Raw genomic sequence first — 24,186 nt, forward strand, 5'->3', positions numbered from 1 at the left:
ATCTAACTTTTAGGGGCGATTCGAAAGTTACGAAGGTACTTTTTTATTTCCGATACATCTTAAACTCTAAGAACAGATCGTTATAAATTCCTAAGTATTCTTGACCTAAGTCTTGGTAAACTTCTAAATGTTTGATGGTTTCATCATCTGGATAAAATTGTTTATCTTCGGCAACTTCTTTTGGTAATAGTTTTTTAGCTTCTTTATTTGGTGTGGAATAACCAATATATTCTGCATTTTGTGCCGCATTTTCTGGTCGTAACATAAAGTTCATAAATGCATAGGCACCGTCTTTATTTTTGGCTGTCTTAGGCATCACAATGTTATCAAACCAGAGATTAGAGCCTTCACTGGGAATCACATAATGTAGATGTTCATTGTTTTCTAGCATTTCAGCAGCTTCACCAGAGAAAGTTACAGCAACTGCACTTTCTTCATTAGCCATGTACATTTTGATTTCATCGGCAACAATTGCTTTGACATTGTTCGTTAATCGGTTTAACTTATCGGTAGCCTGACGTAATTGTTGGTCGTTTTTACTGTTTAACGAATAGCCTAAACTATTCAAAGATAATCCTAACACTTCGCGAGCGCCATCAATCAGCATGACATTATTTTTTAATTCCGGGCGCCATAAATCATCCCAATGTTGGATCTGACGGCCGTCAATAAATTTATCATTATAAATAATCCCCAATGTGCCCCAGAAGTACGGAACGGAAAACTTATTTTTGGGATCGAAGGATTGATCTAAAAAGCGTGCATCAATGTTTTCTAAGCCTTTTAATTTGCTGTGATCAAGTGGTAAAAGCATCTTCGCTTTCATCATTTTTTGAATCATATATTCAGAAGGAATGGCAATATCATAGGCTGTGCCACCTTGCTGAATTTTTGTATACATGGCTTCATTAGAATCAAAGGTTTCGTAATTGACTTTATAACCTGTTTCTTTTTCAAATTTCTTAATCAAGGCCGGATCTATATAGTCCCCCCAATTGTAAATGGTCAAGGTATCTGCTCCTGCCATGCCACTTGCTTTCTCCAATTGGCGCACGCCAAAAAATAAGATGACAATAATAGCGATAATTCCAATAAAAAGTGACTGTAATTTTTTCATTTTAACTTGGCCACCTCACTTTGTTCCCGACGCATTTTCTTTAAACGTTTTGGCGTATTGTCTTTACTGATAAAGTAATAACCGACAACTAGAATCATTGAGAATAGGAATACTAACGCACTTAAGGCATTGATTTCTAAACTAATTCCCTGACGTGCTCGTGAATAAATTTCAACAGATAATGTTGAAAAACCATTGCCTGTCACAAAGAATGTTACGGCAAAATCGTCCAACGAATAAGTAAAGGCCATAAAGTAGCCAGCAATAATTCCTGGCGCTAAAAAAGGCAAAATAATATTTTTAATCACTTGAACATTATTGGCCCCTAAATCCCGTGCCGCATCTACCATAGAATCGTTCATCTCTTGTAGTTTTGGTAAAACCATTAAAACAACAATTGGAATACTAAAGGCAATATGCGACAATAATACACTTGTAAAACCTAAACTGATAAACCCTACTGCCGTGAAGAAAATTAAGAAACTGGCTCCAATAATAACATCTGGTGAAACGAGTAAAATGTTATTAAAGCTAAGCAACGTGTTCCGGTTTTTACGACGTTTTGTATAATAAATCCCCATCGCGCCAAATGTTCCAATGATGGTTGCTATTAAAGCCGATAAGAAAGCTAGCAAAAACGTATTCAGAACAATGGTTAACAAGCGTGTGTCTTCGAAAACGTTCCGATAATTATCTAACGTAAAACCAGTAAACTGATTCATCGTTTGCGTATCGTTAAACGAATAAAAAATCAAATAAAAGATTGGTGCGTACAGTAGCGCAAAGACAACGAATAAATACACATAAGACCATTTAAACTTTTTCTTTTGCATTATTTGCCACGCCCTTTCTTCTTCTCACCCGTCAGCAACATCACAATAAACATGGCAACAATTAAAATCACACCAATTGTTGAACCCATGCCCCAGTTTTGCGTTACTAAGAAGTGTTCCTCAATCGCCGTTCCCAACGTAATCACCCGATTGCCGCCAATTAAACGCGTTAACATAAAGAGCGAGAGCGAAGGAATAAAGACAGCTTGAACGCCACTTTTCACACCGTTTAGGGAGAGAGGAAAAATGACACGGCGGAACGTTTCCGCACTGCTAGCTCCTAAGTCCCGACTAGCACTAATCAATGAAGGATTCATTTCTTCTAAGGCATTAAAAATCGGCATAATCATAAATGGAATTTCAATATACGTTGCGACAAATAAAAAACTGAAATCTGTAAACAGAATTTGGTGCGTAGCCAAACCCATAAAACTCATAAACTGATTGATACTCCCATGAATACTGAAAATCCCAATAAAGGCATAAGCTTTTAATAATAAATTCACCCATGTTGGTAAAATAACGAGCATTAACCATAACTGTTTATGCTTGAGCTTTGTCAAAAAATAAGCCGTAGGATAACTTACCAATAACGTAAAAATGGTAATCAGAAAAGCATACCAAACCGAATTAATGGTCATACTTAAATACGTTCCTGATGTAAAATACGTTTGGTAATTCGCCAAGGTAAACTGGCCATTCATATCGAAAAATGATTGATAAATAATCATTAGCACTGGCGCAATGACGAATAAAAGTAACCACATTACATAGGGAATCGAATAAATTCGACGCATTGTTTTCATTTTATTTTCCCCTTTCGTTTACTCGTCGTAACTTTCTAAACGGGCATCAAAGTCTTCTTCTGATTCATTGAAGCGCATCACGTGAATATCTTCTGGCTCAAAGGAGAGCCCTACTTGAGCGCCTTCTTTGGCTTTTCGAGTGGAATGCACCATCCATTCATTTCCTTGTTCATCAAAACAAATAATTTCATAATGAACGCCGCGGAATAACTGCGTGTCCACCGTTACGGTTAGCTTGCCTTTTTCAAGCGTGGTAATCGTTAAGTCTTCTGGACGTAAAACGACTTCTACAGGTTCATTTTTCCGCATGCCGCCATCGACACATTCAAACTTTTTGCCCACAAATGAAACTAAATTATCTTCCAGCATCACGCCATCCACAATATTACTTTCCCCTACAAAGTCAGCAACAAAGTGATTAATCGGTTCATCATAAATATCAACTGGTGTGCCACTTTGCACGATATGACCTTTATTCATGACAAAAATTTCATCACTCATCGCTAATGCTTCTTCTTGATCATGGGTCACAAAAATAAAAGTAATCCCTAAACGTTGTTGTAAATCACGTAATTCATATTGCATCGCTGTGCGTAATTTCAAATCTAAAGCGGATAACGGCTCATCTAAAAGCAATACTTTTGGCTCATTGACAATCGCTCGTGCAATTGCGACCCGCTGACGCTGGCCCCCAGACATTTCACTAATTTCACGTGTTTCGTAGCCCGGTAATTGAACCAAACGTAATGCCTCTTTCACTTTTTTTTCAATTTCTGCTTTGGATAGTTTTTTGATTTTTAAACCAAACGCAACATTATCAAAAACATTCATGTGAGGAAACAAAGCATAATCCTGAAACACGGTATTGACTTGGCGTTTATTGGCAGGTACATCATTTATTCTTTTACCATCAAAATAAACATCGCCAGAAGTCACGTCATTGAATCCCGCAATAATACGCAAAATCGTTGTTTTGCCACATCCTGAAGGTCCTAATAACGTATAAAATTTTCCTTCTTCAATTTCAAAGCTGACATTTTTTAATACTGGTTCATCGTCAAATTGTTTGACAACATTTTCAAATGAAATCACATGGTTTCTCACTGGATAAACTCCTCCATTTCGTCCTTTATAAATACGATTCTGTCGCCACAATTAACGCACGACTTTTTCCTCGACCATTGTTGCTAATTTGGTGAGGTTCTGTTGCTTGGTAATACATGGTTTGACCTTTTTTAGCAATATACGTGGCTTCCCCTAATGTCAAACGAATGGAGCCATCAATCACATAAATAAATGTTTCCGATAGAGAAGGTTCAAACGTTTTATATTCGCCATTTTTATCAAAAGTAATAATGACAGGTTCCATTTCTTTTTCATTTGAGGCTGGAATTAACCATTTTAGTTCATAGCCATGTTCTTCATCATAATAGAGGGTACTTTCTTCTTCATTGTAGACAATTTTCTGTTCAAGCGGTTGCTGACTAAAAAACTGCTCTGGCGTCACGCCTAGTACTTCTAAAATTGAGAAAAATGTTTCCATTGATGGTGAGCTTAAATCCCGCTCCAATTGGGAAATATAGCCTTTGGATAAATCCGTTCTTTCGCCTAATTCTTCTTGTGTTAAATTTTTCTGAATGCGTAAATTTCTCAACTTCTCACCAATTTCCATGGCACACCTCGTTTCTATTTTCAGCTAATCTTTTCAACAAAAGTTTTGTAATACTAAACTTACAGTTTAGTTTTACCTTTTTTAGTATACGAACTTTTTGAAAAATTTCAACCATTTTTCTTTATTTTTCTAGTCTAATTGTCACACAATCTTTCTTTTCTGTATAACTTACTGTTTATAAGAAGAAAAATGATACGAAAAAATCAGAATATGATAAAATAAGACGAGTTGCTTTTTTACATAATTGGAAGGAGAGTTTTTATATGAATTCATTTCAAGCATTTACGTTAAGAGAACAAGATACATCTGTTATTGGTCAACTAGAAACCATTACTTTAGACGATTTATCAGAAGGCACTGTAGTAATCAAAGCAGCCTACTCCTCAGTTAACTTTAAAGACTCTTTAGCTTCAAAAAAAGACGGCGGTGTGATTCGCAATTATCCAATGATTCCAGGAATTGATGTCAGTGGCACTGTTGTCACATCGGAAGATCCTCGTTTCAAAGAAGGCGATAAAGTGATCGTAACAGGCTATCAATTAGGGGTTAGTCATACTGGTGGTTATTCTGAATATGTGCGTGTTCCTGGCGATTGGGTAGTTCCACTTCCTGAAAAAATGAGTCTCAAAGAAGCAATGATTTTCGGAACTGCTGGCTTTACGGCCGGATTATCTGTCACAGCTTTAGAAGACGATGGCTTACGAGACGACAAAGAAGCCCCCATTATTGTAACTGGTGCGACAGGCGGTGTTGCGACATTGTCTATTGCGATGTTGCATCAATTAGGCTACACTTCAATCACTGCATTAACTAGAAAGCCAGATTCTTTTGGGCTTTTAAAAGAGTTAGGTGTTAGTGAATGCTTATTAGTAGAAGATTTCTTAGCAACTCCTGTTAAAGCATTGATGAAACAGCGTTTTGCTTTTGCAATTGATACCACTGGTGGGGAAATTACTTCTGCTGTTTTACCACAACTTCGTTATGATGGCCGTTCAGCCATTTGTGGCCGCGCTGCTGGAATTACATTAGAGACAACCGTTTTACCCTTTATTTTACGGGGCGTTCATTTATTGGGCATTGATTCGGTTAATGTTGGTATGGACAAACGAAAAATAGTTTGGCAACGTCTTGCCACTGATTTAGACATCACTGAAAAAGCTGTGTATCAAGAGATTACTTTAGAAGAACTTCCCCCTGTTTTTGAAGCATTACAAGCAGGCCAACATATTGGACGGACCATTGTCCGAATTTCTTAAGGAGGCGTTTTGATTATGGATGTTTTAGTTACTGCTGGTGGAACGTCAGAACCGATTGATAATGTTCGTTCGATTACCAATCATTCTTCTGGCGGACTAGGAAAAGCAATTGCTGAAAGTTTTTTAGCTGCTGGACACAACGTAACCTACGTAACAACCAAACATGCATTACGTCCAACCCAACAATTGGACTTATCAATTAAAGAAATAGAAACAACGGTTGAATTAGCCACTACGTTAGAACAACTCTTTGCTGAAAAGCAATTTGATGCGATTGTTCACGCAATGGCAGTCAGTGATTTTACGACGGAAGCCGCGCAAACGGAAGAACAATTTATTGATTCTTTTGCTCAACAATTAAGCGAACAAACATTGCCAAAGACCAAAGAAGCCTTGGTAACTATCGTTCAAAACACATTGAATCAGATTGCTGATATTCCTCAAACAGCAACAAAAATTTCATCTGATACGGACCGATTATTAATTTTTCTAAAGAAAAATCCTAAAGTCATCCAAATGATTCGTGACAAGCAACCCCAAACTGTTTTAGTGGGCTTTAAATTACTTGTCGACGTTTCACAAGCAGAACTTGTCCAGGTTGCACAAGCCGCTTTGGTTAAAAATCGGTGTGACTTTGTCTTAGCCAATGACTTGATGAACGTTCATGAAACAGAACACGAAGGATTATTAATTAACGAAACGGGCATTGTCCAAGAAGCTTGTTCAAAACAAGGGATTGGTTCAATGATCGTTAAAAATGTTGAAAAGAAATGGAGAGAACAACAATGAAAACTATTTTATTAGGCGTCTCTGGCAGCATTTCTGCATATAAAGCAGCAGATATTACAAGTCAACTAGCTAAGCTTGGCTACAATGTGGAAATTTTAATGACTAAAAGCAGCACAGCGTTCATCACTCCGCTGACGTTACAATCACTTTCTAAGAATCCAGTGCATACGGATGTCATGATGGAAATTGATCCCAGTAAAATTAATCACATTGAATTAGCTAAAAAAGCGGATTTATTTTTAGTAGCACCTGCTTCGGCCAATACAATTGGGAAATTAGCCCATGGGATTGCCGACGACTTATTATCAACAGTTGCTTTGGCGCTTTATCCTGAAACACCCAAAATTATTGCGCCCGCGATGAATACGTATATGTACCAAAACCCCATTGTCCAACGAAATATTGGCATTTTAAAAGAAGTCGGCTATCAAGAAATAATCCCACGTGAAGCTCTATTAGCTTGTGGCGATTATGGTCGTGGCGCACTTGCCACTGTTGAAGATATCCTTCAAACAGTGATGAAAATTTTAGCATCTGATAACAAGGAGTAATTTATGAATAACACGAAAAAATTTACGTTAACAGCAATGTTCTTAGCTATCTTACTTTTACTGGCTTTAACCCCGCTAGGATTTATCACATTAGGTCCTTTAAATTCGACCACGATGCATATTCCTGTAATTATTGGTTCCATTGTTTTAGGGCCAAAAATCGGTAGTATGTTGGGCGGCACGTTTGGGATCATTAGCTTAATTAAAAATACGACAGCACCAACACCTTTGTCGTTTGTTTTTTCTCCATTTATTCCCGTGATTGGTACCGATCACGGTAGTTGGAAGGCTCTTTTAATTGTGCTCATTCCGCGGATTTTAATTGGGGTCGTTCCTTATTTTGCTTACAAATGGCTAAATAAATTAACGAAGGAAAAAGCGCAACCTGTCTCCTTATTTGTGGCTGGTGTTTTAGGCTCAGCAACGAATACCATTTTAGTCATGAACATGATTTATTTTCTTTTTAATTCAGCTTATGCTGAAATTATTGGTAAAGCTGGAACTGCTGTTTACCTAGCTATTATTGCGACGATTTTCAGTTCTGGTGTGCCAGAAGCTCTTGTTGCTGGTGTAGCTGCTTCAGCAATTGCTAGCGTTTTGCTTCGCTTAATGAAACGGAATGCAACGCAAAAACTATAGAAAAAACCACAGGGACTAAAAATCAAGTTTGATTTTTAGTCCCTGTGGTTTTTATTTATTTTTTTTGTTTTCGTAATTTATAGGCATATTCACTGGCTTTAAATAATAATTTATTAACCGGTAAATCGAATTCCCCAATAAATTCATTAATCGTTGGGTTGAAGTTTGCTTTAAACTTAATTAAGCCATCATTTAAACTACCTTCTAAGCCGCCCATATTACAGCTTTCGCAGCCACGGTTAAAACATTCTTGAATGGCATCTCGCCAAGTCACATAAGTTGGCATGTAGCGTTTATAACGATCATCTAAGCCAGCATAAAGGATTTCACTTGTTGGACCAAATGTCACAGCCAAGGCGCCAGCAACCGTGACGATTTCACCAGCTTCTGCGATATTTTCTTCTAATTCTTTTAGTTCCCGAGTCAAGGAAGCATCTAATTCTTCTAAATTATGGCGCTTTTTCACTTGATTTTCTTTCAAATTACTCAAGTCTTTTTGATTTTTGTCATAGCGTTGTCGCGTGCTATCTAAGCGTTCCTTTAAATTGACTTGCGCCAGCATAATAAAGGAGTCTTCTGGGTAAATGTTCAACAGCTTCTTAAAGTAATCACTATTCCGCAAAGAAATATGTTGGCGTTCCATGGTTGATTGAATGACTTTTTCAAATTCATCAACAAAGTCAACATGCCCTTGCTGCACAACGACCCCTTTTTTTTCAGCTGTTTTAATCATTTTCTTGGTACTTTTTGACAATTGTTCCTCACTAAAATCTTCACGATAAATATTCGCTTGGAAGCGGGGCTGGATGGTGGCCCCCATATCCATTGTCAGTCCTTGATATTTGGCCCCTGCTTCTTTCAAGGTCTCAATAATAGCTGTCGCTTCAGCATGCGGTTGATGTTCTTCTCCCAAATGAAAATCTTGATAGTGAACCGCTGGATCCATTTTTATAAATAAAGCTCGTTTTTTCTTGCCAAATTTTTTCAATTCAGCCATAAAGTAGCTGACCAAACGTTCATTTGTATAGTCCATTACTGGACCTCTTGGTGTATATAACATCGTAAAACCGGCTGGTAATGGTTTGATTAAAACTAAACTTGATGCGACTAATGTATCCTTTTCATAAACCCCAACAATTTCAGAACCCCAGTTATCCTTGACTTTTGCCCATGAAGATGACTGTAGTAAATTACATAATGGGTGATTTTTAACAAATGTATCGTGTACTTCTGCCGGAATACCGATTTTAAATGTGTACATGTTCAAACTCCTCTGCTGTGACTTTCCAATAGTCCGTTTATCTTACACTATCATAGTGTATTCCAACAGACTAGTAAAGTTTTACATGAAAATTTTTAGAAAAAATGTAGATCTTATTCTTTATGTAAAAAAGACGAGGTAGAAACAGTTCATTCTATCACTTAGTTCACTAATAGCAACGACACTTTTCTTCACTGCCATTCAAAGGATGAATCATTTCTATCCACATCTTTTCAATTAAATACGTGTTTCAAATTTTAATGACTTGTTGATAAAGTACATGATTGGTGCTGAAATCGTCATAATAATCGCTTCACTTAATGCTAACCAACCATAAGTTGTCCAAAATGCTTGGCCGCCACTTGGTACTAGCATAAAGGCAATAAAAAACATACTTACAGTGAAAAATAGACTATTTAGACACATTCTAACAGGAATACTTGGTACCTTTTTTTGTAAAAAAGCTGTTAAGCTCAACGCAAATAATGTTTGCGCACCACCAAACAGAGCATCTATTACACCGAAACCAAAAAATAAGTTAAAAAAGATAACGCCGCCTAAAACACCCCACATCAATTTGCGATTGAAAACGACTAGGTGATTCAAACTTTCTGAAATTCTAAATTGAATCATACCAGAAGAAACTGGCCGAACCAATAAAGAGAGGACAATATATAAGCCCATAATGATACCATTGGCTAAGACTGTTCTTAGCTTTCGATTGGCTTGAAACGAATTTTGCATACTTTTTCCTTCTTTCTCCGAGTTTTTTTACAAGGGATGGTTGATGAACCTTGGTTACAATTGCAACAGTTCACATTCTAATATGGAAAGTCAAAATAGTCAATGAAAGCCCTGTTTTACTTTGCACTTATTTGCAGTTTTCACCTCTCATGCATTGTTTCGTGCCTTTTTCTAGTCATTTTTTACTTTTTTAAGCAATCTTTATTCGCAGAAGTTCCTCCCTCTGGTATAATGGACAATAGCGATTCAAAGGAGGAGCTCAATGAACATTCACTACTATCTTATTATCAACGAGCAGGCAAGTAGCGGCAATGGCCGAAAAGTCGCTAGAAAAGTGATTCAACAACTCAAGCAACAAGAACTTAAATATACGGCTCTTTACACTGATTACGCTGGACATGAAAAAGAATTGACAAAGGAACTTGCAGAAACAACTTTACTTCCTTGGTCTGAAGACTTAGACGTTTCAACTTTTCCAATCTTAGTCGTGCTAGGCGGCGATGGGACACTACATAATGTCATTAATTCATTACTTCCATATGATTCAGCTATTCCTTTAAGCTATATTCCATGCGGCTCTGGAAATGATTTTGCACGAGGGGTGGGATTATCAAGAAATATTGATAAAGCATTGCATCAAATCCTGCGCACCAGACGACCAAAAGAAATTCAAACAATTCATTATGTAGAAGCCAACCAAGAAGAAATCGGCTTAGCCACCAATAATGTTGGCTTAGGATTAGATGCGGCAATCGTGGAAAAAACCAACGAATCGTCATCAAAAAAAGCCTTAAATAAATTTAAGCTTGGCTCGCTTTCCTATATTTCTTCAATCATTCATGTCTTTTTTAAACAAAAAGGCTTTCCAATTTTAGTTGAAATGAATGGTAAACAATACACATTTAATCGTGCTTTCCTATGTACGGTCACAAATCATCCTTATTTTGGCGGGGGCGTATCAATTATGCCGACGGCCAATCCTCGCAAAGCAGTCGTGGACTTAGTTGTCGTGGAACGAATCAATATTTTTAAAATTTTGTGGCTTATTTTCCTATTGCTTCGTCAAAAACAAGGGAAATCTAAGCATTTTCATCATTTTCAATCAAGCAAAATTCGAATTGTTTCGACGATTCCACAAACCATTCACGCAGATGGCGAGATTTTAGGCAAACGAAGTATTGATATGGTTTATACCACACAAAAACGTTTGTTTTGGTTTTAACTGAGTCCCTTAAAGTTGAAAAAGAGTGCCATAAGTCAAAACGACTTATGGCACTCTTTCCTTTTCTCACATAAATTGATAAGGCGTCGTATCCTTCATTCCAATCATTGGATCAACAGCATTTGTTTGAATAATTTCAACTGTTAGTCGTGGTTCTTTTGGTAATGGTTCTTCGACAACTTTTGTCGCTTTATTTGCTGTTTCTGGGGTTGACTCTTCCCCTTCATCAGCAAATAGTGAAACTTCTTGTACCGTTGTGTCAACTAATTGCTCGTCTGTTTCTTTGATCTGATTGGCTTTCGTTGATTGCTGTTCAGTTTCATAAGAGACAGCTTTTGTTTCCTTTTCAGTAAATGGATGGTCTGCCGTTAAACCTTCTTCATAGGCTTCTAACTGAGTTCTAGTCGTTAAGGTCATTTGTTCTGCGTTCACGATTCGTTCTTTTAGCATCGTCATGCGACTAGCCGATTCGTTTTTGACACATGTTTCAAAAGCAGAAACCTCACCTAATAGAATTAATAATTCTTTACTACGTGTCACTGCTGTATACAACAAATTTCGTTGCAGCATTCGGCTATACTGATGAACCATTGGCAGTAACACCATGCGGAATTCACTACCTTGCGCTTTATGAATCGAACAACAATACGATAGCGTAATTTTATTCCATTCATTTCTTTTATACGTTACTTCATTATTATCAAACTGTAAAACCAACTCGTCCACTTTGTCCTCTGAGTCTTTGGCTAAAGTAATTCCGACGATTTCTCCCATATCTCCATTGAACACATTTAATTCTGGCGTATTGACTAGTTGCAAAACTTTGTCCCCAATCCGATAGACGGTGTCATTCCATTTGACTTCTTTTTTCTTACCATCATTTGGATTGAAGATTTCTTGCATCATCTTATTCAAGGCATCAATGCCGGCTGCGCCACGATACATTGGCGCTAAAACTTGGATATCTTGTGGCGTAAATCCTTTTGCTTTTGCCTTTGTGACGATTTGTCGAATGTATTCTTCGATATGACCAATATCACTTGCAAAGAACGAGCGATCCTTTTGATTTTTTTGAAAATCAGCAGGCAACTTTCCTTCTTTAATTTCATGGGCAAGAGGAATAATACTTGAACCGTCTCCTTGACGATAAATTTCGTTTAGCTCACATTTGGGAATTTCGTTAATTTGCAATAAGTCATGTAAGACTTGACCTGGACCGACAGACGGTAGCTGATCCTTATCACCAACAAAAATCACTTGCATGTTTGTCGGAATAGCTTTTAATAACGTATTGGCTAACCAAGTATCCACCATGGACATTTCATCTACAATTAGCAAACCACCTTCTAATTCTTTGGCGGTTAAACTCGGATTTTTTTCACGACCTGTCAAGCCTAACAAACGGTGGATGGTACTTGCAGGTAAACCTGTCGTTTCGTTCATACGTTTCGCTGCTCGCCCAGTTGGCGCCGCTAGCAAGATTGGAAACATCTCCTGCGTATAGTCTTTGAGATCTAATGAAAGACCATTTAGTTCCGCAAACAACGAGACAATCCCATTAATAACAGTTGTTTTCCCTGTGCCGGGCCCTCCAGTTAAAATAAATAACGGCGATTTAATCGCTTCTTCAATCGCTGCTTGTTGCGAATCGCCATACTGAATATTTAAACGTTTCTCAATCATTCGGATATTTTTTTGGACTTCTTCTTCCTCATAATGAATTTCTTTTTTACGAGAAAGTAAACGCTGAATCGAAGTACCAATGCCCCATTCAGAAAAATAGAGACTGTTCTCAAAAAGTTTAGTCTCTTCTTGTTGGATTTTTCCATGTTCGACTAACGTAATGATTTCATTGGCTACTTGATCAGGTGAGATTTCCACTGGGCGACTTGCTTCCAAGGTCCGAATCGCTTCTTCTAACAAAACATCTGCTTGAACATACGTATTGCCTGAGCGAATGGAGTGCTCAAACACTTCATGTAAAATCGCCGCTCGAATTCGAACAGCAGAATCCGCCTGAATGCCGATTTGTTCAGCAATATTGTCCGCTCGTTTAAATCCGACTCCCTCAATATCTTCAACTAACTGATAAGGATTTTCTTGAATCACAGAAAGGGTTTCTTCTTGATAGGTTTGATAAATTGAAAAAGCTAACTGACTACCGAAGCCGTATCGATTTAGTCCCACAATCACTTGCTCCATCCCGTGATTCAAGCGAATTGTTTCGACGATTACTTGACGTTTTTTTTCATTTAAAACAGTAACTTCTTCCAAAACACTCGGGTCATCAATAATTCGGTCAATCGCACTTTCCCCTAATACTTCAACAATTTTTTCAGCAGTTCGTTTACCAATGCCAGGAAATTTGTCACTTGATAAATAGTTAACCACCCCACTAGCCGAAGTCGGTCTTTCTTGCTGATAACTATCCACCTGAAACTGTCTGCCATAACGAGGATGGTCCACAAAATGACCAAAGAAACGATAGGGTTCCTCTTCTTGAACTTGGCCAAAACTTCCAGTTACTACAATTTCTTTTTCTAAATAATCTGTATTTGTATCGGTCACATTTACAAGAACGACTTTATAAAAATTACTGGGATTTTCAAAAAAGATTGCTTGTACAGTCCCAACAATAAAGGCTTTTTCTTCGTCCTCACCAAAAAGTGTTACCACTACAAGCCCTCCTTTCTGTTGTGCGCTTATTGTGCTTTTTCTTTAGCTAAAAAAGACGTATCATTCCATAACGTTAAGTCGTACGGCATGTTCCTTGATGCCTCTTTGGTTTCAAGGATTGAAAGGCTATTGTTTAACAGCCCGCCCATTGTCCGTAATTCTGATAATGGTTTACCAGCCATCGCTTGGATTGCCGCCGTCAGGGCTGCTCCGTGTCCGACAAATAGAACTGGACCTTCGTGCTGCTTCGCCGCTTCAGCAACTGTTTCTGAAATCCGTTGAATCGCTTGCTCGATTGGTTCACCATCAAAAATTGTTGGATCATACAAATCTAAACGATGCCGTAAATGATCTAATTCTTCTCCATAAAAATTACGCATTTCTTCAATATATTGTCCTTCTAGACGACCTAAACCTAATTCTTTTAAGGTATCTGTATAAACAATTTCAACTGGATGATTCAATTCTTGTTGAATTCCCCGCGCAGTATTTTTGGCACGTAATAGCGGACTAGAATAAATTTTTTCAAACGGAATATCTTGTAAATATTGGCCTAATTGTTTAATTTCGTCATAACTAGTTGGTAATAACGGCGAATCTCCTGTCATTCCTTGAAATCGTTTCTGTTGATTCCATTCAGTTTTTCCATGTCGTGTAAAATATAATTTCATGTAACTTCTCCAAACTTCTTTATCTCTTCATATGTCTTTCTAGTTTATCACTTCCCTGCGAAAATATCCATGGAAGTTTCTAGTAATCCAAGCAAAATAAGCCTAGAACAAAAATCTAAATTGTTTTTTGTTCTAGGCTCGGAAATTGGGCAACAGTAAAAATAAAACCACTTTCTTCTGACATTTTTGAAAAAAGCGCTACTGTCTTAACTTTTTTTAATCCAATTTATCATTTTCATAATGATGCGTCAGTTCTAAGTTCGGAAAATTTTGCTGACGTAAGGCTTCATAAACAATTAGTGCGGCAGTGTTAGAAAGATTCAATGAGCGCACATGTTCATCATTCATAGGAATTCGGATACACTTTTCTTCGTTTTCTCGCATAAACGTTTCTGGTAAGCCCGTTGTTTCTTTTCCAAAAAGAAAATAATGGTCCTCGCCATCATTATAATTGACCTCGCTGTATGTTTGGTGAGCAAATTTGGTTACTAAATGCAAGTGTTTGCCTGCCACATGGGCTAAAAAGGCAGCCAAATCTTTATGATACGTAATATTTACATCATTCCAATAATCTAATCCGGCACGTTTTAAGTGTTTATCATCTGTTGAAAATCCTAAAGGTTCAATTAAATGCAACGGTGTATTCGTCGCTGCACATGTCCGTGCAATATTTCCAGTATTTGCTGGAATTTGTGGTTCAAATAAAACAATATGGTTCGTCAACTATCTTCAGCTCCTCAAATATCAATCGTGTTCATTTTAGCATAAATTCAAAATAAATAGCGCCCACAATACTTATTTTCAAAAAAAACCGCATGACGCGATGATGTCAGGCGGCAGCTGTTCTAACCAATAAAAAAAACGTACCGTCTCGGTGTCTAGCACGGCGAGTCGTTACGTTAGTGAAGGTCTCTTCACTAACTTTTATCAGAACAGGACCCTGATAAAAACCAATGAAAAAACAACTTGTAAGTAATATAACACCAATGTCACTTTATTGCAAGACTTTTTTAGGATTTTCTTCACAAAAAAGTCTATCTTTTACGACCTACTAACAAGCGGACGTCAATCGTGATTTTTTCCAATGGTCGCTGTTGTAGTTTGGCTTTAACTTCTTGAGAAACTTGCCACTCTAATGGCGACATTTCTAATAAATCCAACCGTCTTTCCTCGGGAATGTCAAAGCAATAAGTTATTCGTTCATCTACTTCCACTGCTAATTCCTCGGCAAAACGTTGGACTACTTTTTGATTGGAATAACTTTGTTTCTTTTCGTCATTGGGATAAAAAGCCGCTCGTAATTCCTTTAAGTAATTCTCTTCAGGAATAATTTTAATCACAGTCCCATCAGCTTTTAGTACTCGCTGAAATTCTTGATAATGTGAAGGAGAAAAAATATTCAAAATCGTATCAAGCCCTTCATTCGCGAATGGCAAATTCGTTAAATCCGCCACACACCAAAACGCATCAATTGGCTGATTACTTGCTAAATAGATTCCTTCCTTTGATAAATCAAACCCGATTTTCAGTCCAGATAAGCCTGCTTGACTTAACTCAGCTAGAAAACTCCCTTCACCACAACCAACATCGACTACTGTTTTATTTTGAGGAAGATAGTGCATAATTTTGTTTAAAACAGGCGCGTACATGCCACTTTGAATCATTTTTCCTCGAGAAGTAAACATTTTTTTATTATATTCTGTCTGAACGCCATGATTTAGAAAGTATAGCGTGCCTTTCTTGGATAAATCAAATTGATGTCTCTGTTGACAAATCAGACCAACCCCTTCTACATGCATTGGTTCATGACAAGTTGGACAGCGAAATACGGCTGCTTCTTTTTTCAATAATTGTTGTGCTCGTTCAATTTTCTTTAACATTTAAAACTCCTTACGTTCATCAAATGAACATTTTCTCTTATAAAAAGTTGCACTCTTTTTTTCAGGGCTATGGTAGTAAGCAGAATTATGGTACAATGCCTGTGAAGAAAAAGCAAGGAGCGATAAGAAATGATTAAAGAATTCTGTGCCGAAAATTTCACTAAGATTCCCCAAGCCATTCAAAAAGGTGCGAATCGCATCGAATTATGCGATAACTTAGCCGTAGGTGGAACGACGCCAAGTACTGGTGTTATTGAAGAAGTCTTAGCATACGCTGGCGAACATTCTGTACCAGTGATGACAATCATTCGTCCTCGTGGCGGCAATTTTGTCTATAATGATATTGAATTAAAAATTATGCATACCGATTTAATCGAAGCAAAGAAATTAGGAACCGACGGCATTGTTATTGGCTGTTTAACTGAGGACGGCTGGTTAGATGAAGAAGCTTTGGACTTATTCATTGAAACAGCTGAAGGCTTGCAAATCACTTTCCATATGGCTTTTGATGCCTTGTCGAAAGAAAACCAATTTAAGGCGATCGACTGGTTAGCTGAGCGTGGTGTGACGCGTATTTTAACTCATGGCGGGCCAGCTGGTACCCCTATCGAAGACAACTTTGATCATTTAAAAGAATTAATTGCCTACGCAGATCAACGGATTCTTATTTTACCAGGTGGCGGTATTTCCACAGAAAACGTTCAAACTGTGATGGACACTTTAAAAGTCACAGAAGTCCATGGCACAAAAATTGTTTAATTTCTTGTATCTAAAAAAGTGAGGTAGCCGTCGTATTAACGGCTATCTCACTTTTTTAGATACAAGCAAACCAACGAATCCTTTTACCTCAGTCTCATGATAAATAAGTGCAATTTTTTAAACAAAATAACGCATAAACATGCTTGCAATATTGAAATAAATTAATACACTGGTTAAATCACTTAAGGTAGTAATAAACGGGCCACTGGCAACTGCGGGATCAAACCCTAATTTATCCATTAACATTGGGATTAAACTCCCTGCTAAATTCGCCACAGTAATTGCACAGAGCATTGCCATCCCAATCACAAATCCAAGCGGAAGATTATGTTGCCACACACCAACCACAATCATAATGGTTAAACCTGTCACAGCCCCCGTCACTAGTCCCGTGAGCACTTCACTTAAGATTAAGCGACCAAAATTACTATCCTTTTCATCTTTCATAGCCAAACGGCGTACCGCGACCGCCAATGATTGTGTTCCGGCATTGCCGGCTGTTCCGGTAATTAAAGAAATAAAAACGGCTAAAATACTCGCTTCGCTAACTAACGACTCATAATTACTGATTAACGAGGCCGTAGACATCCCTAAAAACAGCAGCGTAATTAACCAAGGTAATCGTTTAGAAGCGGCTTTTAAAGGGTTCTCACTAACTTCTTCAACGTCGACCCCAGCTAAACCAGAGTAGTCGCTAGCGGCCTCATCATCGATAACATCAATAATATCATCAACTGTTACAATCCCCAACAAATGATCATCATAATCTGTAACTGGCACAGCTAAGAAGTCATAGTCACGAATTGTTTGCGCGACATCTTCTTGGTCATCGCCAACATGAACTGAAATAACCCGTTCATTCAAAATATCAGCAATCAAGGTATCATCATCATTAACAATTAAATCCCGCAACGAAATAACGCCGACTAAATGATTTTCTTGGTCGACTACGTAAACGTAATAGATTGTTTCCGCCATGTCCGCTTGATTCTTTAAGACGTACATCGCAGAACGCACTGTTTGATTCGCCACAATCGAAACAAATTCGGTGGTCATAATCGCCCCAGCAGTTTCATCTTCGTAATGAAGTAACTCTTTAATTTCGCCTGCTTCTTCACTACTTAACAAACTAAGATATTTCGCCTTTTGGCTTTTATCTAACATATTTAGTAAATCCACCGCATTATCGGTATACATCTCAGCTAACATATCGGCTGCATAACTTGGGCGCATTTCAGCTAAATAATCTTTCATATTCTCATTATCTTCTTCGATAACATCAAACATATCCGCTAGTTCTTTCGGAGATAGGTAATTGTATAAATGTTGTCGGTCTTTTTCATCTAACGATTGGTAAAATTGTCCTTGTTCATAAATGTGTAACGCTAAAAATAGCTCACGAAATTCGTTCATTTGTTGATTTTTTAGCGTTTCTAAAAGAAGGGCAAATTGCTCTTCCATTTCTTGGCCTTCATTCATCTTACACTTTCCCCTCCTGCCTCTTTATTATTATAACGTATCATCTACACTTTTCATATCCTCCGCTAGTGGGGAAATCAGATGAACCGTTTCTTTGGTAAAAGGATGAGTAAAAATTAGTTCCATGCAATGCAACGCTTGCCGCCCAATTCCTTGATCCATCTCTCCATGATACATCTCATCCCCTAACAATGAACAGCCAATTGCTTCAAAATGTACCCGAATTTGGTGTGTTCGTCCTGTATGGAGCTGAATGCGCACAGCTGCTGCTTGGGCTCCTCTTTTTGCGAGCCAATATTCTGTACTAGCAAATTGACCTGTTTCGATAACTTGGCGTTTTAATAAAGAGGACAAGTCGCGCCCAATTGGCTTTTCAATCAATTGATGCTCGCTTAACTGTTCAATCGCTCCACCAACAAGGGCATAATAAATTTTTGTCACCTTTTTTTCTCGTAATTCTTGGTCAATTAAAGCATGAGCAAAGCCGTGTTTTGCAAATAACATCAGCCCAGAAGTATCTCGATCTAAACGAGTCACGACATGTATAACTTGATTCACGTAATTTTGACGCTTGTAATACCCCTTAACACGATTCGCCATCGTTCCTGAAGGATGATACTGAGCAGGTATTGAGGCAATGCCTGTAGGCTTATTAACTACTAAAAAATGATCATCTTCAAACACAATTTCAATCGGTTCATCATCTGTTAATAATGTCTCATGTTCCGCTTCATCTGGAATCGTCATTTTAACGACATCGCCAGTTTGTAAAGGATAGATGGCATTTTGAACGGTCCCATTCACTTGAATTTTACCACCCTGAAATTTCACCTTTGCTAATAAACCTTTTGAAACGCCTTGTTCCTTTAAAAAATATTTCACTTGTTGTGTTGTTTCTTTGTCATATGTCCATTGAAATTCCATCGTTTAATTAATCCTCACCAATAAAGGCATCTTTCACTCGATGCCAAAAATGCATGTGCCGATAAGAGGCAAAATGAATACGTTCGTCTGCAATTCGATAGCAGACAGAAGCGATATTTTCTTGATAAATATCTAATTGGTCCACCGTGACAAAATAATCATCACTTTCCTGTAATTTAATCTCCAGCCACTCTGTATGTGCGATTACAATCGGTGACCCCAATGTTCGAAAGACACGATTGTTTAAGGAGGCGATTTCGGTTAACTGAAACGCATTAATGCTAGGATGCAAAACAGCCCCACCAATACTTTTATTATACGCAGTAGAGCCGGTTGGGGTCGAAATCGACAACCCATCACCACGAAATCGTTCAAACAGTTCGTCTTTAATAAGCACATCGCCCACCATCGTCCGGTTTCCTCGTTTAATTGTCGATTCATTTAATGCTAAAAAATGTTTATCTGGTTTCCCATCTCTAAACCGAATCCGCACATCTAATAATGGATAACTCGTACTTTTTTCACGATGAATACATAAACTTTCAACTAGTTCTTTTAATTCATAATCACGCCAATCTGTATAGAAACCCAAGTGTCCGGTATGTACACCTAAGAAACTTACTTCGTTTAACAGATGATTAAATCGATGAAAAGCGGAAAGAAGCGTACCATCTCCGCCGACTGAAATCACAAGTTCAGGTTGACGATTGTCTATTTGAATTTGGTTTTGCTCTAATAGTGTTGTCAGTTGTTTTGTGACTTGTTTCGATTTTTCTTCCGAGTTATGAACAATCGCCACTTTCATAAGCAGACTCCTTTACTGATTTTCTGGTGTTTCGTTTTTAATTTGCTTATAGTATTCGTTTTCTAGCAAGCCACGGCCATGAGAGAAATAATGTTGTGCTTCTTGAATTTCTTCACGAATAGATGACATCTCTTCATCTAATAAATAGGCTGCCTCTGCCGCTCGCTGAAGGCGTTCTTTCATTTCTTCAGGAAAGACACCTTGATATTTATAATTCAAAGAATGTTCAATCGTTGCCCAAAAATTCATGGAAAGTGTCCGAATTTGGATTTCGGCCAAAATAATCTTTTCCCCGGTGACTAATTGCACAGGATATTCCACCACCACATGGTACGAACGATAGCCACTTTCTTTTTTATTTTCAATGTAGTCCCGTTCTTCCACAATTTTTAAGTCTTTACGATTTCTTAAAAGTGCGACTACCTGGTAAATGTCTTCCACAAATTGGCACATAATCCGCAAACCGGCAATGTCTTGCATTTCTTCTTCAATCCGATTTAAAGGAATATGCCGAATAGCCGTCTTTGTCAAAATACTATCTACTGGTTTCACACGTCCCGTAACGAATTCAATTGGTATGTGTTTATCTTGCTCCCGAAATTGTTTACGAATACCTCGTAGTTTTACTTTTAATTCGCTGACCGCCTGTTCATATGGCGCTAAAAACAGCTCCCACTCTCGTTCCATGGTAGATCCCTCAATTTCCTTGAATTTCATTCACTGATTATTTTACCACAGTCCTCCCTAAAATAGGGTGTTATTCGCTATTTGATTTCCAAACGCCTTTCATTAGAAAAATTTTTCACAGAGAAGACCACTTTTCTTGACGGAAACCTATATAATATGTGAAAATTGGAGTGATTTAAGAAAGAGAGAGAACCCCATGAGTGAGCACTTAGAAATTGAATTTAAAACATTAGTTAGTCCGCAAGATTTCAAACGATTAATCGACCATTTTGCTATTCAAAAAACGGACTTTTTTACGCAAACAAATCATTATTTTGATACGGACGATTTTCAATTAAAAGCACAACGAATGGGCTTAAGAATTCGCGTATTAGCAGATCGTGGTGAGTTAACCTTAAAAGTTCCTGCGCCAGAAGGATTATTAGAAATCAATGACCCTTTATCGCTTGAGACGGCGAACCACTTTATCAAGAGGAATCACCTCCCTACTGAGGGGGCTGTGGCGAAGAAATTACAAGAATTAGGTATTGAAATCGCCTCGATCCATTTAATTGGTTCATTAAAAACAGCACGTGCAGAAAAACAAATTCCTCAAGGACTACTTGCGTTAGACGAAAGTTGGTATAACCAACAGCACGATTTTGAATTAGAGTTAGAAGTTACTGAAGCTGAAAGCGGCAAGCAAGCGTTTCAAACATTAATGGCTGATTTGAACATTCCCATTACGCTTGCACCTAACAAGATTCAACGCATGATGCGGACCACTGCCCCTTAGTATTCGAAGCACTGACGTTCTGGCACCTGTATTTGAAAAAGCATGGCATTGGAGGAAGTATGAATGGTTGAAATTTATTTGTTCGTCAATCCTTTAGGCGGCGTCTGTTTAGAAATTGAAAAAGAAATTATACAATTGTCTGTTAACGACAAGAAGAAAATACAATTGCGCTTTATTCCTTTATTAAATATGAAAACGATCAATGAATTTTTGAGTCGTCAACATATTCCGATTAATGACATTAAACGACGGAATCGAATTTTTGAAGATTTATACTCAGCCGCTCTTGACTATAAAGCAGCACAGTTACAAGGCCGAAAAAAAGGCCGACAATTGTTGATTGGCTTACAAAAAGCAGTAGCTGAAGACGGTCTAGCTTACTCTCCTGAGTTATCAGAAGAACTACTTCTAGCGGCCGGCGGGGATATTGATATGTATCGTAAAGACCGACAATCCGATTTTGTCAAAGAATCTTTCCAAACCGACCAAAAAGTTGCTCGAGAAATGGGGATTAAACAACATCCTACCGCAGTCGTTTACAACTATACTTGCGAGAACGATTTCGGCATTTTAGTCGAAAATTTTGAAAACATGGATGAAATTAAACAACTTTGTCGTGTCCATCCACATAACGAACCGTTGCTGGACCAAGGTGACGCAACCTTTGAATTTAAACGTCGCTCCAATTATCATTTTCCAAATGGACATTTACATTTATTATAAAAAAGATGCTGCGACGAAAGCTGTTAACCAATTATCTTAAGAGTTAAAAAGTGGGCTATAAGTCATTTCGACTTATAGCCCACTTTTTTTTGTCTATAATTTTTCAACCAAAGCTTCTAATTCCGTTAAACGCTCTTCAAAAACTTTCATTGCATCTTCGATATACGCGGCTTGTGTCATATCCACGCCCGCTTTTTTCATCACTTCAATTGGGAAGTCACTACTTCCTGCTTTCAAGTAGTTAAGGTACTTCTCTAAAGCTCCTTCTTCTCCAGCTAAAATATGTTTAGACAATGCCGAAGCGGCTGAGAAGCCAGTTGCATATTGATAAACATAGTAATTGTAATAAAAATGTGGAATTCTCGCCCATTCGTAACTGATTTCTTCGTCTCTAACTACTTCTGGTCCATAATATTTAGCATTGAGCTCGCCATAATACTCACTCAAATATTCACTTGTTAATGGCGTGCCTTTAGCATCTTCCGTGTGAATAAAATGTTCAAATTCCGCAAATTGGGTTTGACGGAAAATGGTTCCCTTAAAGCCGTCTAAATAGTGATTTAAGACATACGCACGTACTTTAGGATCTGTTTCTGTTTGTAATAAATATTCTGTTAAAATATTTTCATTTGTGGTTGAAGCAATCTCAGCTAAGAAAATTGAATAGTCGCCATAAACATACGGCTGATTATTTCTTGTATAGTAACTATGAACACTATGGCCCATCTCATGGACTAATGTAAATAGTTGATCCAAACTATCATGCCAATTCATTAAAATGTATGGGGCTGTGTCATAAGCTCCTGAAGAATATGCGCCACTTCGTTTTCCTTGATTTTCAATCACATCAATCCAGCGACTTGAAAAAGCTTCTTTAACAATAGATAAATAGTCTTCACCTAGTGGTTTTAAAGCCTCAATTGCTTTTTCTTTTGCTTCTTCATAGCTGTAACGAATTGGTGCTTCACCTAGCAAAGGCGCATACAAGTCGTACATGTGTAATTCTTCTACGTTTAATAATTTTTTTCTTAATTTTACATAACGATGTAGCAAAGGTAAATGTTTATTTACTACAGCTACTAATGTTTCGTGAACACTTTCAGGGATATGATTACTTGCTAAAGATGCTGCCCGAGCAGAATCATAATTTCTAATTTTTGCTTTATAATTATGCGTTTTAACATGTGCACCTAAAGTTGAGGCTAAGGTATTTCTAAATTGTTTGTACACTTTGTACAAACCTTTAAATGCTGCTTCACGAACAGATGGATCGACACTTTCCATTAACTGACCATAAACGCCATGAGAAAGTTGAATCGTTTCGCCTTCAGCATTTTGCACAGTTGGAAATTCTAAGTCTGCATTATTTAAAATTGAAAATGTATTACTTGAGGCACCAAAAATTTCACTAGCCCCCGCCAGTAAAGCTTCTTGTTCCATCGATAAAACATGGGGACGTTCATCTAAAATATTTTGAATATAGTGACGATAAACAGCTAATTTGGGCTGCTCTTCAAAATATCCCCAGATTTGTTCATCACTTAATGTTAAAACCTCTGGGTCAAACCAAGAAACAGCTTCACTAACTTGTGCATATAAAGAACTAGCTCTGGCATATAAAGCTTGGTAAGCTGTATTTGTAGTGTCTTGATCATTTTTTAAATGAGAATAGACATATAATGTTTCCACTTTTCTATAGACATCTAAAACGTATTCTAACGCAGCTAGAAAAGCTTCTGCACCATTCCCTAAGGTTCCTTTAAATGATTCTGCTTGATTTAACTCTTCTGTCAACTGATTATACGCAACATCAAAAGCAGCATCATCTTTAAAAATTTTGGTTAAATCCCAAGTTAATGGAGTTGGAACTTCATCACGTGTTGGTAATTGTTTAATTTCGCTCATAGTTTACTCTCC

At 37.6% G+C, this 24,186-nt stretch carries 24 protein-coding genes; 8 read left to right on the forward strand and 16 right to left on the reverse strand.

Annotated features, from left to right (window positions below; genetic code table 11):
- Positions 1-43: 43 nt before the first annotated feature.
- From IGJ20_RS10435 to IGJ20_RS10455, 5 genes are read right to left on the reverse strand one after another with little or no spacing between them, the layout of a single operon-like run.
- The gene (locus tag IGJ20_RS10435; protein ID WP_002359578.1) at positions 44-1,117 is read right to left on the reverse strand and encodes an ABC transporter substrate-binding protein; all 1,074 of its coding nucleotides are present in this window, start codon (positions 1,115-1,117) and stop codon (positions 44-46) included.
- On the reverse strand, positions 1,114-1,950 hold the full coding sequence (locus IGJ20_RS10440; protein ID WP_002356512.1) for an ABC transporter permease: 837 nt from the start codon (positions 1,948-1,950) through the stop codon (positions 1,114-1,116). The genes IGJ20_RS10435 and IGJ20_RS10440 overlap by 4 nt, the downstream gene beginning before the upstream one ends.
- Entirely contained in the window at positions 1,950-2,756 is an 807-nt protein-coding gene (locus IGJ20_RS10445; RefSeq protein ID WP_126254660.1) for an ABC transporter permease, read from the reverse strand. Before IGJ20_RS10445 ends, IGJ20_RS10440 begins: the two co-directional genes overlap by 1 nt.
- A gap of 18 nt (positions 2,757-2,774) precedes the next feature.
- Positions 2,775-3,860, reverse strand: a complete 1,086-nt coding sequence (locus IGJ20_RS10450; protein WP_002356508.1) for an ABC transporter ATP-binding protein — start codon at positions 3,858-3,860, stop codon at positions 2,775-2,777.
- A gap of 25 nt (positions 3,861-3,885) precedes the next feature.
- A complete protein-coding gene (locus tag IGJ20_RS10455; RefSeq protein WP_002356507.1) occupies positions 3,886-4,428 on the reverse strand; it encodes a helix-turn-helix domain-containing protein in 543 nt (180 codons plus the stop codon).
- Positions 4,429-4,691: 263 nt separating this feature from the next.
- Here IGJ20_RS10455 and IGJ20_RS10460 point away from each other — a divergent pair, with 263 nt between their 5' ends.
- The 4 genes from IGJ20_RS10460 to IGJ20_RS10475 are packed head-to-tail and all read left to right on the forward strand — an operon-like array spanning position 4,692 to position 7,663.
- Positions 4,692-5,684, forward strand: a complete 993-nt coding sequence (locus tag IGJ20_RS10460; RefSeq protein WP_002370506.1) for a YhdH/YhfP family quinone oxidoreductase — start codon at positions 4,692-4,694, stop codon at positions 5,682-5,684.
- A gap of 15 nt (positions 5,685-5,699) precedes the next feature.
- Entirely contained in the window at positions 5,700-6,473 is a 774-nt protein-coding gene (gene coaB, locus IGJ20_RS10465) for a phosphopantothenate--cysteine ligase (RefSeq protein ID WP_002388395.1), read from the forward strand.
- Positions 6,470-7,024: a phosphopantothenoylcysteine decarboxylase gene (coaC, locus tag IGJ20_RS10470; RefSeq protein WP_002359573.1), complete on the forward strand. Its 555-nt coding sequence runs from the start codon at positions 6,470-6,472 to the stop codon at positions 7,022-7,024. The genes coaB and coaC overlap by 4 nt, the downstream gene beginning before the upstream one ends.
- A gap of 3 nt (positions 7,025-7,027) precedes the next feature.
- Positions 7,028-7,663 (forward strand): ECF transporter S component, encoded by a 636-nt coding sequence (locus tag IGJ20_RS10475; RefSeq protein WP_002356501.1) that lies wholly within the window; start codon positions 7,028-7,030, stop codon positions 7,661-7,663.
- 55 nt (positions 7,664-7,718) lie between these two features.
- On the opposite strand, the gene IGJ20_RS10480 is transcribed toward IGJ20_RS10475, so the two are convergent.
- Entirely contained in the window at positions 7,719-8,924 is a 1,206-nt protein-coding gene (locus tag IGJ20_RS10480) for an aminoacyltransferase (RefSeq protein WP_002384107.1), read from the reverse strand.
- A gap of 237 nt (positions 8,925-9,161) precedes the next feature.
- Complete coding sequence (locus tag IGJ20_RS10485; RefSeq protein ID WP_002388397.1) at positions 9,162-9,668, reverse strand: QueT transporter family protein; 507 nt, start codon at positions 9,666-9,668, stop codon at positions 9,162-9,164.
- A gap of 262 nt (positions 9,669-9,930) precedes the next feature.
- On the opposite strand from IGJ20_RS10485, the gene IGJ20_RS10490 reads away from it, so the two are divergent.
- Positions 9,931-10,890 carry a diacylglycerol/lipid kinase family protein gene (locus tag IGJ20_RS10490; protein WP_002356498.1) on the forward strand — a complete coding sequence of 320 codons (960 nt, stop codon included), beginning with the start codon at positions 9,931-9,933 and terminating at the stop codon, positions 10,888-10,890.
- A gap of 66 nt (positions 10,891-10,956) precedes the next feature.
- On the opposite strand, the gene recD2 is transcribed toward IGJ20_RS10490, so the two are convergent.
- The 4 genes from recD2 to IGJ20_RS10510 all read right to left on the reverse strand — a co-directional run bounded on the left by recD2 (position 10,957) and on the right by IGJ20_RS10510 (position 16,117).
- Positions 10,957-13,566, reverse strand: coding sequence for an SF1B family DNA helicase RecD2 (gene recD2 / locus IGJ20_RS10495; protein WP_002409491.1), 2,610 nt, complete (start codon positions 13,564-13,566; stop codon positions 10,957-10,959).
- A 26-nt stretch (positions 13,567-13,592) separates the two neighbouring features.
- On the reverse strand, positions 13,593-14,237 hold the full coding sequence (locus tag IGJ20_RS10500; RefSeq protein WP_002356494.1) for a histidine phosphatase family protein: 645 nt from the start codon (positions 14,235-14,237) through the stop codon (positions 13,593-13,595).
- A gap of 216 nt (positions 14,238-14,453) precedes the next feature.
- Positions 14,454-14,960, reverse strand: coding sequence for a tRNA (uridine(34)/cytosine(34)/5-carboxymethylaminomethyluridine(34)-2'-O)-methyltransferase TrmL (gene trmL / locus IGJ20_RS10505; protein ID WP_002356493.1), 507 nt, complete (start codon positions 14,958-14,960; stop codon positions 14,454-14,456).
- A 311-nt stretch (positions 14,961-15,271) separates the two neighbouring features.
- Positions 15,272-16,117, reverse strand: a complete 846-nt coding sequence (locus tag IGJ20_RS10510; protein WP_126254661.1) for a methyltransferase domain-containing protein — start codon at positions 16,115-16,117, stop codon at positions 15,272-15,274.
- A gap of 129 nt (positions 16,118-16,246) precedes the next feature.
- Between IGJ20_RS10510 and cutC the strand changes: the two genes are divergently transcribed.
- On the forward strand, positions 16,247-16,876 hold the full coding sequence (gene cutC / locus IGJ20_RS10515; RefSeq protein WP_002359565.1) for a copper homeostasis protein CutC: 630 nt from the start codon (positions 16,247-16,249) through the stop codon (positions 16,874-16,876).
- 117 nt (positions 16,877-16,993) lie between these two features.
- Here the strand turns inward: cutC and mgtE are convergent, their stop codons facing one another.
- Genes mgtE through IGJ20_RS10535 form a run of 4 tightly spaced genes read right to left on the reverse strand, consistent with a single transcriptional unit; the run spans position 16,994 to position 20,771 of the window.
- Positions 16,994-18,355: a magnesium transporter gene (gene mgtE / locus IGJ20_RS10520; protein ID WP_002362548.1), complete on the reverse strand. Its 1,362-nt coding sequence runs from the start codon at positions 18,353-18,355 to the stop codon at positions 16,994-16,996.
- Between the two features lie 30 nt (positions 18,356-18,385).
- Positions 18,386-19,279: an RluA family pseudouridine synthase gene (locus IGJ20_RS10525; RefSeq protein ID WP_126254662.1), complete on the reverse strand. Its 894-nt coding sequence runs from the start codon at positions 19,277-19,279 to the stop codon at positions 18,386-18,388.
- Positions 19,280-19,286: 7 nt separating this feature from the next.
- Complete coding sequence (locus IGJ20_RS10530) at positions 19,287-20,084, reverse strand: NAD kinase (RefSeq protein WP_126254663.1); 798 nt, start codon at positions 20,082-20,084, stop codon at positions 19,287-19,289.
- Between the two features lie 12 nt (positions 20,085-20,096).
- Positions 20,097-20,771: a GTP pyrophosphokinase gene (locus IGJ20_RS10535; RefSeq protein ID WP_002356484.1), complete on the reverse strand. Its 675-nt coding sequence runs from the start codon at positions 20,769-20,771 to the stop codon at positions 20,097-20,099.
- 196 nt (positions 20,772-20,967) lie between these two features.
- On the opposite strand from IGJ20_RS10535, the gene IGJ20_RS10540 reads away from it, so the two are divergent.
- Both IGJ20_RS10540 and IGJ20_RS10545 read left to right on the forward strand, forming a co-directional pair.
- Entirely contained in the window at positions 20,968-21,546 is a 579-nt protein-coding gene (locus IGJ20_RS10540) for a CYTH domain-containing protein (RefSeq protein ID WP_002356483.1), read from the forward strand.
- A gap of 63 nt (positions 21,547-21,609) precedes the next feature.
- Positions 21,610-22,269, forward strand: a complete 660-nt coding sequence (locus IGJ20_RS10545; protein WP_002356482.1) for a ClpXP adapter SpxH family protein — start codon at positions 21,610-21,612, stop codon at positions 22,267-22,269.
- A 93-nt stretch (positions 22,270-22,362) separates the two neighbouring features.
- On the opposite strand, the gene pepF is transcribed toward IGJ20_RS10545, so the two are convergent.
- Positions 22,363-24,174: an oligoendopeptidase F gene (pepF, locus tag IGJ20_RS10550; protein ID WP_002380671.1), complete on the reverse strand. Its 1,812-nt coding sequence runs from the start codon at positions 24,172-24,174 to the stop codon at positions 22,363-22,365.
- Positions 24,175-24,186: the final 12 nt, after the last annotated feature.

It is taken from the genome of Enterococcus sp. DIV0294 (assembly GCF_050558155.1).
Classification (GTDB): domain Bacteria; phylum Bacillota; class Bacilli; order Lactobacillales; family Enterococcaceae; genus Enterococcus; species Enterococcus faecalis.